This window comes from Lactobacillus sp. B4005 (genome assembly GCF_026536045.1).
In the GTDB taxonomy this organism is placed as follows: domain Bacteria; phylum Bacillota; class Bacilli; order Lactobacillales; family Lactobacillaceae; genus Lactobacillus; species Lactobacillus panisapium.
Genome location: NZ_JAFNOZ010000002.1, coordinates 253,440 through 266,095 on the forward strand (window position 1 = coordinate 253,440; position 12,656 = coordinate 266,095).

The window sequence follows — 12,656 nt, forward strand, 5'->3', positions numbered from 1 at the left end:
CCTTTACTGCATGGTTAAACCGCCATCGACGGTAATTGTTTGGCCGGTTATATAATCACTTTGAGCTAAGAAAATAGCCGCCTGCGCCACTTCTTCCACTTGGCCTAGACGCTTAAGTGGAATCTGGTCAATTATCTGCTGCTCCAATTTAGAACTAAGATTTTGGGTCATCTGAGTAGCAATCATTCCGGGTGCAATCGCGTTGCACCGCAAGTTACGCATGGCAACTTCTTTTGCAACAGACTTGGTTAAGCCGATTACTCCTGCCTTACTGGCGGCATAATTTGCTTGCCCAATATTACCGGTCAACCCAATTACACTTGCCAGATTGATAAAACAACCACTGCGCTGCTTATACATTGGTCTGACTGCTTGTCTGATAACATTAAACGTACCAATCAGATTAGTATCAATCACGCTTTGAAAATCTTCTTCTGACATTCGGTTCAACAAGCCATCCTTGACAATTCCGGCATTATTAACCACGACATCTAACTGATTAAATTGGGCATAAATCTGGGCAATCATTTCTTTGACAGCAGAGACATCCGTTATATCGGCGCTAAGATCAATTACATCATTACCATATTTTTTTAGTTCTGTAATGATTGCTGGTGCTACCGGTTTACGCGCATTTAAAACAATCTTGGCATGATTTTGCGCAAAAGCTTGTGCGATAGCCAGACCAATGCCGCGTGAGCTGCCTGTTATCAAAACAACTTTATCTTTTAAATCCATTATTTCATTGCCTCCAATGCACTAACTGCAGCTTGCATGTCAGCACAACTATCCGTGCGGTAAGTTGGCACACCAACAACCACTTTACGGGCAAAAGACAGTAAAGTTTGACCGGGACCAAGCTCGACTACCGCGGTTAATTTATCTTGGTGCTGCATTAATGTCTTAGCAAAATAAGTTGAACTCACTAGCTGATTAGTTAAATTTGTCGTCAAATTCGCGGGCGTAAATTCTGTTTGCGTCGTTGTACTGTATACCGGAAAGCGCCCTTTTTGCCAGTTAACTTGCCTTAATTCGGCATTAAGATCTGACTGAATCGACTGCATTAACGGAGTGTGAAAAGCTCCGCTAACCCGCAGCGGCACTACCCGCGCACCCTGAGCAGTTAACTCACTACATGCCTTGGTGACAGGCTTTTCCGCCCCGCCAATTACCACTTGCTTTGGGGTATTAACGTTAGCAATGCCGATTTCTCCTAAATCTTGGACAGTTGCTAAAACCGTCTTAATTTTAGGTAGCGAACTTTTCATCACGGCCACCATCACACCAGGATGTTGCTTGCTTGCTTTTCCCATTAGTTCGCCGCGTTTTTGGATAAGCCGTAAAGCTGAAACAAAATCAATGTTATGCGCACTCGCAAGTGCACTGTATTCGCCTAAACTAAGACCAATGCCAAAAGCAGGTATATCTACGCTATCTTGCAATACTTGGTTAAGTGCATAACTCACTGCTAAGATAGCTGGCTGTGCATATTCAGTTGCCGCCAATCGTTGTGCTTGTGCCTGATCATAAAGTAGGTCAGGTAAGTCAAACTGCAAAATATTGCTGGCCTGATCAATCAACTGACGATACTGCGGTACTGATTGATATAAATCTAGCGTAAGCCCGGTTTTTTGTGCTCCTTGTCCACTAAATAGTAATCCAATCATTGCTTAACGACCGCCAGTCAATAGTTTTTCTGCTTGTTCAGCTACTTCAGCCAAAATCTCCGCAGCTGGTTGTTCTTCATGCACCATGCCGGAAATTTCACCGGCCATAAATGAACCGGTATCCGGATCCCCGTCGATGACTGCCCGGCGCAAACTGCCGCTTCCCATCTCTTCTAATTTGGCAAAATCGGGCTCAGGCTGCAATGCTTCTTCTTTTTCCAGCTTGATATAGTCCTTTGCCATCTTATTTTTCAAAACGCGCGAAGGATGACCGGCATATTCGCCAGTTACCATCGTACTGGCATCTTTAGCACGCAAGACAGCTTTTTTATAATTCGGATGAATCTTTGATTCTTTCGCAACTAAAAAGCGGGTACCCATTTGAACACCTTGTGCACCTAGCATAAATGCAGCTGCAAGACCACGACCATCACCAATACCACCAGCAGCAATTACCGGAATTTTCACGGCATCTACCACTTGCGGAACCAGTGCCATCGTTGTTAATTTACCAATATGACCACCAGATTCCATCCCTTCCGCAATGACAGCATCAGCACCAATGCGCTCCATCATTCGCGCAAGTGCTACTGAACCGACAACAGGAATTACCTTAATCTGTGCTTTTTTAAATTCGGATAAATACTTGGAAGGATTGCCGGCACCAGTAGTGACAACGGCAACTTTGTCCTTATTGGCTAAGATTACGTCAACCACATCATCGGCATATGGTGATAGCAACATGACATTGACTCCAAAAGGACGGTCAGTTAACGACTTTGCCCGCTCGATTTCTGCCGCTACAACATCGCCTGGTGCATTGCCGGCACCAATAATTCCTAGGCCACCAGCATTGGAAACACTGGCAGCCAACTTACCATCAGCAACCCAAGCCATTCCGCCTTGAAAGATTGGATAGTTAAGTCCCAAACTTTTCATTAATGGACTTAATTCCATGAGTTAACCCTCTTTCGCAGCTAGCTGTTTTTGCACAAAATCAACTAAATCTTGAACGGTCTGAATACCATCTTCACTTTCAATCTTGATGTCAAACTCGTCTTCCAATTCATTAATTACTTCAAAAACGTCCAAACTATCGGCATTTAAATCATCCTTGATATTTGCTTGCGGCGTCACTGCAGCATCGCTTTCTCCGGTTTGGGCAACAATAATTTCTTTTACCTTTTCAAAAATTTCTTGTTCTGTCATCTTGTATACTTCCTTTGTTAATTTCTTTAGTTAAAAATCAGTGCAATGCTGGCAACCGTCAGACCGCCACCAAAGCCGCTTAAAATTAATTTCTGGCCGGGTTGAATATCACCCGATGTTACAAATTCGTCTAGCAAAATTGCCACACTAGCCGCCGAAGTGTTGCCGTAACGGGCAACATTATTCAAAAACTTAGCTACTGGCTCATTAAGATGTTTGGCAATTACGGTTAAAATGCGGCCGTTGGCCTGATGCAAAAGATACCAATCAACGTCATCTTTTTGCCAATTAGCTTGTGTTAATACCCGGTTAATTGAACTTGGCACTTCATGTGTAGCGAAGGTATAAACATCGCGGCCCTGCATTTCCAAATAGTGCTTGTGCTGATCAGTATCATCTTGGCTAAAGGTGGAAACAGTCGGCTGATAGCCGGCGGTTAGAATTGCCGCCTGTTCACCAAATGCACGTAAATCTTCAGCAATAATTCCCGCGGTGGTGACATCTTTTTCCACAAGTACGCCACCACTACCATCGCCAAACAACACGGCAGTAGAGCGATCTTGCCAGTCAACTAACTTGGTTAAAACTTCCGCACCAATGACCAGTCCCCTGCGATAAGGACCAGCAAGCAACTTATCCGCAACGGCCAAGGCGTAAATAAACCCAGAGCAGGCGGAATTAAGGTCAAAAGCTAAAGCATGCTGGGCATGAATCTTTCCTTGCACTATTGCAGCTGTCGAAGGAGTTAAAAAATCCGGTGACATTGTAGCCACAATAATAAAATCAATTTGATCAGCATCAACAGCCGCTTTTTTTAGTAAACTTTGCGCCACCTTAACAGCTAAATCTGAAGTCTGCTCACCGCGAGAAACATGGCGCTGTTTAATACCAGTGCGGGATGAAATCCATTCATCAGAAGTGTCCATTATCTCTGTCAAGTCATCATTTGTGACAACTTGGGGTGGTACATAGCTGGCTGTTTGCGTAATTTTTAACCCCATCAGGTTAATGCCCCTTCTTGTTATCAATATGCGGTGGAAATTCGAGAAAAGCCCTTAGATTGAGCAGAGCCCGTTCAATAATGGCTATCTGCTCTTCATCAAAACCTTCGATAAATTTCTTAACCATGTGTCGGTGAAACGAGTCGTGTGCTCGGTAAATCAAACGACCGCGATTGGTTAACCCCAGGCGAATAATTCTGCGATCATCTTCTCCGTGAATTCGAATAACATAACCTTTGCGCACCAACTTATTAACCATCGTTGACAATGAGCCAACGGTAACCATTAATTCACTAGCAACTTGCGAGCTTGTCTTATGCTCATACATCGTAATTGCGTCAATTGCGTGTAGTTCTCTAATTGAAATGTCTTTAAACTCGCTTTTACGTAATTCGCGTTCTTCTACGCGCATAATATCGGAATAAACCGTTGTTAACAGGCTATTAATTCTTTTCAAATCTGTTTCCAATAGCATCACCTCTTAGTTAATAATTATTACTAAATTGCGATTTTCTATTCTTTAATACTAATCAAAAAACAGCTACTCTCCCTTTTTGACTTATAAAATCGTACAACTTAAAAATTAAAAGCAACAATCATCATCTTTCTTATTTACTTTGTATTTCAAAATAAATTATGAAAGTATGATATTGTATTAAGTAAAAAAAGTCAAATAAATATTGTAATTTGCGCTTTTTAGGTTAAAATCTTAATAATTTAAATTAATTTTTCTTCTTTAAATACTTTGATAATCAAACTATTATTTTTGAAAGAGGTTATATCAGTAAAATGTGTAATAAACAAACTAGCACTTCCCATAAAAAAGAGATTCTCAAAATGTTGTTAGCAGATTTACCATTACAAATAAATTGGTGGCAAACATGCCAATCGACTAATTTAACTGCTAAAGAAGAGTTCTTAGCAAGTGGCTATCACGGTCCCAAATTGTTTGGTAGTGACGTGCAGACAGACGGTTATGGCAAAAGTGCGCGCCCCTTCATCTCACGCTACGGGGGGATCTATCTTTCATTAGTAATTAAAGTACCGCAATTAACCGGACAAAATCAGGGCCTGTTAACCACTGGTATTGCTTGGCAGCTTTACGAAACCATTAAACAAGAATTACAGATAGAAACAGAGCTCAAATGGGTTAATGATCTTTTTTGGCAGGGCAAAAAAATAGCGGGCATTCTAGTTGAAAGTCCCGCTCCACGCATTGCAATTATTGGCATTGGCTGCAATCTTTTTCAAGCCCATCTAAGCGAAGAGTTACCCAGTGCGACTAATTTGCTTATTGCCCAGCCGACTACTGCAAAAACTTGTCATTTAATTAGTAATTTAGTCCACCACCTATTTTCTTTTATCCCTAATTTTATCCACAGCGATTTTCTTCCCCAATATAAAAAACACATGATGCTTTTAAACAAAAAAGTTACCCTTCAACTGGGTCAAACAACCATTCAAGGACGTGCGGTTGACCTAACACCTATGGGTAACTTAGTTTTGGAAACTGAAACAGGCAGCCAGTCATTTAATGCTGGCGAAATTACTAGAATCCACTAAAAAATGACCTACTTTTTAAGAATTAATCTGCCGGTTTAACCAGTATTAAATTGATGCCACCTAATAAAATTAAGATAACGCAAACAATAATCAGCTCTTGCTGGCCTACACGGTCAAGAAGAACGCCTGCTATAATTGATGCGATTGGTCCGCCAACTTCGGTCCCAGTGCGCATAGTTGTTAATACTCTTGCTAAATATTGATTTTCTGTTACATTTTGCTTTTTGGCTTCGCCTAAAACATTATGAATACTAGTTGTAATCCCAAAAATAAACAACAGAAAAATAAATGCAATCATATTAGTCATAAAAAAGAGCATTAATATAAGCGGAATTACACTTAAAATCCAGGCTGTTGCCATTATTCGGGTATCAGCATTCATTTTACCAGCTAATAGTGCGCCTATAATAAAGCCGGCCATTAGAAATAGATAAAATGTGCTGTACAGCATCGGCTTACCACTTTTTTGAGCAATACGCGGCAAAAGCAGAATTAGCGCCGGACTAGCAAAAGAAAATAGAAATGATGACCAAAAGTATCGCCGCAAAAAACTATTTGCTCGCACATATTGGTACCCGCTGACAATTTGCTGCCAATAATTTGCAAGTGTCGCTGTATGAGAAACCTTTTTTACCTGGTCATGCTCTTGGCTGGAGACTTGATTAAGCGCAACTAGCAATAAGATTAAGCCCAACAAACTTAGACATGCACAAATAAAAATAATTTGTCCACTAGTTAGAAAAGCTAATAGTGCGCCGGAAAGTGCGATACCACCAATTTGGACCACTTGATCAACAATATTGATTTGAGCAATCATTGAGGTCATCTCATTTTCTTTTGTCAGAGTGCCTTTTAGAATTGCCCGGTCAGCTGGATCAAAAAATTCATCACAAAGAGATAGTGCTCCCGCAATTAAAATTGCCCAAAAATAATTGTGTGCAAAAAAGGTAATAATGGCTGTTAACGTAAAAGTTAGACCTACTTGCCAAACCATTGCAACAATGCTTGTCTTCTTATAAGAGTGGCTATCGATGATCGGACCATAAAAAATCGACAATGCTGCTGTCGTAGAAAAAATAGCATTAACGATACCAACGATAAATGAACTTTCGGTCTGGGTTTGCAGCCACCAAATAAAAACCAATCCGTATAAAGAATTGCCTAGTCCGCTAACTAGTCGAGATATTAGATAAAATTTCTTTTTTAACATTGACCCACACTCTTATTCACATTATTAATTAAGCAACCAGGCAAAAAAGATTTTAATTAACAAATCATTAAATTGATAATTATTATTTTAATATCATTAATGCTAAAAGCAAAGTACTTTTAGCACTTAAAAAGCACATACCCGCTACTAACAGGTATGTGCTTCTTATTTTCTTAAGGAGATTTTTACATAACAAATTGACTTATAGATAGTAATTACTAGTCGATACTAACTGAGATTGTCCGATCTCGCGGCAACATATCATCAGAAAAGCTTTGTAATTCTGTTTCCAAAATGCCGAGACTGTCAGTTTTTTCTTTTAAATAAGCAACTGTCAGAGGTAATAAATCGATTCCTACTTTAGGATTTAACTGAGTAGCCTGTCTGATTTTTTCTAGGCGATACTCAATTGTTTTGGGGTGAACCATCAAAATACGTGCAAGTGAAGACAATGTAGCCTGCTCTTTAGTATATAGCCATAAAGTTAGTTGCGTATCTTCATCTAACTGGCTTAATTTTTTCCTGACATCAGGATAGTCCAGTGAAGAATGAACGATACTATACATATTGGCTACTTCATCGTACTGAACAATTGAATCAAATTTATTACTTAACAATAAGGCAAAAAGTGCCTCTTTAATACTCCCAGATAGGTCGAAATGTCGTTTACCTATACCAACTTTGGTTTCTTTGGGTAAACTAGTTAAAAATTTACTTTCTTGCTTAGGCCGCATTACATAAACCCGATTGTTCTTGTCAAGATCAAACGCTAAACGCCATTCGGGCAAGTTGGTAACAGAAGAGACAACCATAGCAAGATATTTCACATCCAAATCAACTCCATCGCGTCGAGCGCCACTGTAAAGCTTTTCTTCCGTGTTTATAGTATCAAAATCTGTAAGATATTCATGCAAAACATCATGCGTAGTTCCTAAGCCATAACTATGTTCGTCAAGATTCTGTTCTTTAATATTGTCATCTTTTGAGAGTGTCTCAACTCTAGGATCATCAATATACAATATTTCAATACCATCTTTCTCAATGTTTCAGCAAAATAGTCATGTTCTTTCTGTGCGATTTTTAAAAAAGGAATATCATCAAATAAAAGCCGTTCCATCGTATTTGGTGTAATATTTTCAACTTCTGCACCAGGACTTTTTAGTAAAACAGTCTTCAATTTACCGATTTCCGAATTAACATTAATTGCCGGATTATCCATAATTGCTTCTCCTTTGCAAAGTAATGTAAAATCATAAGAAGTGCTTTCATTAATTTACGATTTAATTATCAAAAAACAATTATTTTTTAAACGGTGTTTTAGATAGTCTTATTTATCCAATTGGATAAATAAAAACAATGCAAAATATTCTCTAAACCAACATGACAGTGTCGAACTTGATACGATTTTTAAATTTAGAACAACTTTGGAGATCATATCAAAATAGTAGTCTGTAGCAGTTAAAAAAAAAACAGGCAAAATACATTTTTTAGTGTATTGCCTGTTTCTTTATTAGTCCAAATAACTAGTTTTTCACCAAATCAGCTAATTAAAGAAGTATAATTAAAAACTATTTATACTAATTCTTAGCTAATATGGATTTGAAAAAAACCTAATTATCATAAGACATAAAACTATTTTCAATTTAGCATTGAATTTAAATTAATCAAATACAATTATAAACCAAATACAACTACCAAATCTCTTAATAAATCCATAATATATCTCCTTTTAAATTAAATCTATTATTACCTACAAAATAATAGTACTACTTTTTTGGATAAAGGTATTAACTTTTTCATATTTGAAAAATATTCATAAGGCTTTAGTCATTTTTTTAACAAAAGTTTGATAACCCGCTTTAGACAGTACATCGCGTATTTTTGCAGATTCATCTTTTTCATTTTTACCTATGCAGTCGTAATATTCAGCTAGTATCTTAAAAAAAGTTAATTCTACGGTACAAGGTAATTTTTTTAAATATTTTAGAGCTTCAATACAAAGTTCAGATTTTCCATTTTCAAAACACCAATTTACATAATTTGTCATAAGTGCACTCAAAGCAAATAATATTTTTCTATCAGTCTTGTCCTCATCATAGTACCTTCTCATAATACTAGTAACCAAAAAAGATGCCTCATCTAGACTATAAACTCGAATTGTATTAGCAATTATTGCTATTCGCAAATACTCGTTTTCATCTGTATCCTCTTGAAAAATAATTTTTTTGATGTTTTTTTTCTCATCTTCGCTCAATCTTGCAAGAGAGTTTTTATCGTGAGTATTTGCAATCATTTTTGCCAATAAAATTTGAGACTTAATAAATGGCGTTTTGGGCTTAATATTTTCAAATTCATTAATGAGATCAACAATCTCATTATCATTATCTTCATTAGCTGCTCTAATAAATCTATTAACCAAGGTATTTAATTTTTTCTTATCAGCATCTTCTTTTGAAACACTAGAAAAAAATTCCTGAAAGCTGATATTATGTTTCTGTAAGATTTCAATTAGTTCCTCTGCGCCAATATCGTGAAGCCCACGCTCAACTTTTGAGTAAAAAGAAACCGAAATTACTCCTGCAGCCATCTCTGTTTGAGTCAGTCCAAGATCATAACGCAATTGTTTTAACTTTCTCCCGATATATCTCATCTCAGCAATTTCCTTTCTCTGTTTTATATAGTTAATTATGGACATTTAGCTTAAATTATTCAAAATTATTATTTTTTTCTAATAGTTTTGTTTTTTTTAATTATCAAAAACTAACTGTAATCCTTTAAGTTTGCTATAATCAAGGTAAGTAGTAGATTTTTTCAATATCAACTGAAATTAAATTTTTGAGGAATTTATATGCCTAAATTTCAAAGCAAAAAATTAGTTAAGGAAGTCGTCTTACGCGATCCCGTTCATGATTACATTCATATCGAGGATCAAATAATCCTAGATATTTTAAAAACTAAAGAGTTTCAACGAATGAGACGGATTAAACAATTGGGACCATTAGCCTACGTTTTTCCCGGTGCTACTCATACACGTTTCGAGCATAATCTAGGAGTCTATGAATTAACCCGCAAAATTTGCAACATCTTTGCTACCAAGTATCCTTCACGAGTTCCCGGCGACGGACTATGGGATGACAATAACCGCTTATTAGTCGAGTGCGCGGGATTATTGCATGACATCGGTCATGGACCATATTCCCATACTTTTGAGCATCTTTTTGGCACAGACCACGAAAAGATTGGGCAAAAGATTATCACTGACTCTAGTACTGAAATCAATCAGGTATTGCGCAAAGTAGCACCTAATTTTCCCGATTTGGTTGCTAGTGTTATTGCCAAAACTTACCCTAACCCACAAGTCGTTAAAATGATCTCCAGCCAAGCCGATGCTGATCGGATGGATTATTTAAAGCGTGACGCCTATTTCACCGGTGTCACTTACGGCGAATTTGATCTTTCACGAATTTTGCAAGAAATCAGACCATACAGTGGAGGAATTTGCTTCACAATGGCTGGAATGCACGCAGTTGAAGACTATATTGTCTCGCGTTATCAGATGTATCAGCAAGTCTACTTTCATCGCGTTGGCAGATCAATGGAAGTAATTCTGCAACATCTGCTGGAACGAGCCAAAATGGTTTACCAACAAGGAGCGTTGCGGGTGACGCCTAATCTAGCCAACTTTTTAGCCGGAAATTGGACCCTCGAAGATTATCTTAAACTAGACGATGGCGTTATGGAAAGTAACTTTTTAGAATGGACCCAGGCTAGCGACCCAATCTTAGCTGACTTAGCAAGTAGCTACTTATTCAGAAAGCCTCTGGAAAGCGTCTGCATTGATGAAGAAACCAAAAACTTGCTTCCTAAACTGAAGGATTTGATCAAGCAAGCAGGATTTGATCCACTTTATTATACCGACACTAATTCTGCCTTTGATGAGCCTTATGATGCGTATAAGCCGAGTGGTAAAAACGCCAACAGCCAAATTGAAATTATGCAAAGCGACGGACAGCTAATCGAGTTGTCACAATTAAGTCCATTGGCTCGTGCACTTAATGGCACACTGCAAGGAGATGAACGTTTTTTCTTCCCTAAAATTATGATGTCAAACAGTGCGGAACCACAGATTTTTGATCCACTTTACCAGCAATTTCAGCGCTACGTTAAAAACGGCAAGTTGCGCTATTTGAGAAAACCAAAAAATAGTAAAAAATAAAAAAATGAGTTCCGAATAGAACTCATTTTTTTGATAGATTATTTTATTTAAACATTCATGTGCCCAGAAATGGAAGTATCAGTTACCGGACTAACACTGGTATCAATTCCAACTTTCTCAGATAACTTAGCCGCCAGAATTTGAAAAGGCACGATATAGAAAATTGGTGAAAGCAGTTCAGAAGTCTTTACACTCAATTTCAAATCTTTTTCGGTTGCCTTAAATTGCTCTCCAGAAATCACGAAAACATGCTTAGTATAGGCACGACGATAATAAGCACTTATCTCTTGCAACCGTTCAAACTCAGGCCCAAGATTGCCACCAATCAAGAAAATATAATTGTCTTGATTATAAGCACGCAGCGGTCCATGAAGCTGCTCTTCTTGTTCATAAGCCGTCGTTGGACGTCCAAATGTTTCAAAAAATTTTAGCCTAGCTTCTAAAGCTGTCGGCAAATTAACGCCATAGCCAGCAATAGAGGCCTTTTGCATGTCAACTAACTCCGCTTGTTGCTTTTCATACCACTCAAGGCTTTCCTTAACTACGATTGGAAAATCATTGACTAGCTGCTGAGCTTGCTCAATTAAATTATCATACTTAGCTTTACCAATTTGCTCTGATTGATAAGCAATTTCAACAGCTAACAAATAGAACTGCAGCAAAGTTTCAGTATAACCACGTGTTTCTGGCCCAACCTGTTCTTCTTCACAAACCAAATGAACATAATGATCAGCAATTTTCGTAATGGCTGATCCCAGTTGCTCAGTAATACCTAACGTAGCATATCCGCTCTGCTGTGCATGTCGCAGTGCATCACAAGTAGAAATACTATCCCCATGTTGTGATAAGCCAACCACTAGAATCTGATCATTTCTAAAATTACTGCTAGGGTTAATGTTCTCCGAATAAGTAAAAACGGTTGGTTCTACTGCAACGCCTTCAACATGTAAAAGCTTAACAAACATATTGCGGATTACTCTCATGGCATTGTAAGAGGTACCTGATCCCGTAAAAATAACTTTCTTAAAATCCTTTTTTAGCCAAAAAGCAATCAGCTCTTGACCATATTCATCCCTTTCGGCAATTGCTCGTTGCAAAACTCGTGCAGTGTCTTCAATATGTCCCATCATTGATAATTTTGTCATGTTTAAAACTCCTCCATTTTTATTGTTTGATGCGCGAGTTTACGCATCTGCATTACGTATGTCTGTTCTTGTTTTCTCAATCCGAGTATTTCAGTAGCTTTAGCCAACCTTTGATAAATAATTAGTTGTTGTTGTGGCTCACTTGCTACGGATAATTGTTGTTTTAGTTGATCTAACAGTTTTTTATTGGGTGCCAAATATACTTGATATAATTCATTTACCTCATCTTGAACTTCTTTTAGGTGACAATTTTTAAGCAAGTAATTTGCCAGTTTATCTGCCTCTTTACTACTTTTTTTATCCAAAAAGAAAATGTAACAACGCATTAAGCGAATTAATACGGCCTGTTCCGAATCCAACTTTTTATATTTAGCAATTAGCAGATTAACCATTTGCTTAATCTTATCTTCATTACCATATGCTAAATAATAATCTAGGCTTAATAGTCTGCGTGTCTTGACCGGTAAGCAAATTAATGAAATTGGGCCATTTAAAAGCTGAAAATATTGTTTTTGTCTACCTGCCTTTTGCAGACGTAGCAATTCAGACAATAGTCTTTTTCTTAAACCTGATTCTGCCACCCAGCTAAACGGTAAAGCCGCAACTAGCAAAAGCACAATCCATACTGTTTTCATTCAATTTACC

General features: G+C 37.8%; 13 protein-coding genes and 1 pseudogene. 2 read left to right on the forward strand and 12 right to left on the reverse strand.

Annotated features, from left to right (window positions below):
* Window positions 1–3: 3 nt before the first annotated feature.
* From fabG to J3U73_RS05670, 6 genes are read right to left on the reverse strand one after another with little or no spacing between them, the layout of a single operon-like run.
* A complete protein-coding gene (gene fabG / locus J3U73_RS05645) occupies window positions 4–738 on the reverse strand; it encodes a 3-oxoacyl-[acyl-carrier-protein] reductase (RefSeq protein ID WP_220220132.1) in 735 nt (244 codons plus the stop codon).
* Window positions 738–1,667, reverse strand: a complete 930-nt coding sequence (locus tag J3U73_RS05650) for an ACP S-malonyltransferase (RefSeq protein ID WP_220268469.1) — start codon at window positions 1,665–1,667, stop codon at window positions 738–740. The genes fabG and J3U73_RS05650 overlap by 1 nt, the downstream gene beginning before the upstream one ends.
* A gap of 3 nt (window positions 1,668–1,670) precedes the next feature.
* Window positions 1,671–2,624: an enoyl-[acyl-carrier-protein] reductase FabK gene (fabK, locus tag J3U73_RS05655; RefSeq protein WP_267409825.1), complete on the reverse strand. Its 954-nt coding sequence runs from the start codon at window positions 2,622–2,624 to the stop codon at window positions 1,671–1,673.
* Between the two features lie 3 nt (window positions 2,625–2,627).
* Window positions 2,628–2,876, reverse strand: a complete 249-nt coding sequence (locus J3U73_RS05660; protein WP_103752288.1) for an acyl carrier protein — start codon at window positions 2,874–2,876, stop codon at window positions 2,628–2,630.
* 26 nt (window positions 2,877–2,902) lie between these two features.
* Window positions 2,903–3,877: a beta-ketoacyl-ACP synthase III gene (locus J3U73_RS05665; RefSeq protein ID WP_323848371.1), complete on the reverse strand. Its 975-nt coding sequence runs from the start codon at window positions 3,875–3,877 to the stop codon at window positions 2,903–2,905.
* Between the two features lie 4 nt (window positions 3,878–3,881).
* On the reverse strand, window positions 3,882–4,352 hold the full coding sequence (locus J3U73_RS05670) for a MarR family winged helix-turn-helix transcriptional regulator (protein WP_220268471.1): 471 nt from the start codon (window positions 4,350–4,352) through the stop codon (window positions 3,882–3,884).
* Window positions 4,353–4,666: 314 nt separating this feature from the next.
* Here J3U73_RS05670 and J3U73_RS05675 point away from each other — a divergent pair, with 314 nt between their 5' ends.
* A complete protein-coding gene (locus tag J3U73_RS05675) occupies window positions 4,667–5,440 on the forward strand; it encodes a biotin--[acetyl-CoA-carboxylase] ligase (RefSeq protein WP_267392390.1) in 774 nt (257 codons plus the stop codon).
* Window positions 5,441–5,462: 22 nt separating this feature from the next.
* On the opposite strand, the gene J3U73_RS05680 is transcribed toward J3U73_RS05675, so the two are convergent.
* The 4 genes and pseudogenes from J3U73_RS05680 to J3U73_RS05695 form a co-directional block, all read right to left on the reverse strand.
* Complete coding sequence (locus J3U73_RS05680; RefSeq protein WP_267392391.1) at window positions 5,463–6,650, reverse strand: MFS transporter; 1,188 nt, start codon at window positions 6,648–6,650, stop codon at window positions 5,463–5,465.
* A 218-nt stretch (window positions 6,651–6,868) separates the two neighbouring features.
* Window positions 6,869–7,663: a helix-turn-helix domain-containing protein gene (locus tag J3U73_RS10885; RefSeq protein WP_416381485.1), complete on the reverse strand. Its 795-nt coding sequence runs from the start codon at window positions 7,661–7,663 to the stop codon at window positions 6,869–6,871.
* Window positions 7,663–7,869: pseudogene (locus J3U73_RS05690) on the reverse strand (arginine deiminase family protein); the annotation flags it as partial. The pseudogene J3U73_RS05690 and the gene J3U73_RS10885, both read right to left, overlap by 1 nt.
* Before the next feature lie 594 nt (window positions 7,870–8,463).
* Window positions 8,464–9,300 (reverse strand): helix-turn-helix domain-containing protein, encoded by an 837-nt coding sequence (locus J3U73_RS05695; protein ID WP_267409826.1) that lies wholly within the window; start codon window positions 9,298–9,300, stop codon window positions 8,464–8,466.
* Window positions 9,301–9,498: 198 nt separating this feature from the next.
* Here J3U73_RS05695 and J3U73_RS05700 point away from each other — a divergent pair, with 198 nt between their 5' ends.
* Window positions 9,499–10,866, forward strand: a complete 1,368-nt coding sequence (locus J3U73_RS05700; RefSeq protein ID WP_267392402.1) for an HD domain-containing protein — start codon at window positions 9,499–9,501, stop codon at window positions 10,864–10,866.
* 47 nt (window positions 10,867–10,913) lie between these two features.
* Here the strand turns inward: J3U73_RS05700 and J3U73_RS05705 are convergent, their stop codons facing one another.
* Window positions 10,914–12,011 (reverse strand): SIS domain-containing protein, encoded by a 1,098-nt coding sequence (locus tag J3U73_RS05705; protein WP_267392403.1) that lies wholly within the window; start codon window positions 12,009–12,011, stop codon window positions 10,914–10,916.
* A 2-nt stretch (window positions 12,012–12,013) separates the two neighbouring features.
* Window positions 12,014–12,646, reverse strand: coding sequence for a hypothetical protein (locus tag J3U73_RS05710; protein ID WP_267409827.1), 633 nt, complete (start codon window positions 12,644–12,646; stop codon window positions 12,014–12,016).
* Window positions 12,647–12,656 lie beyond the last annotated feature (10 nt).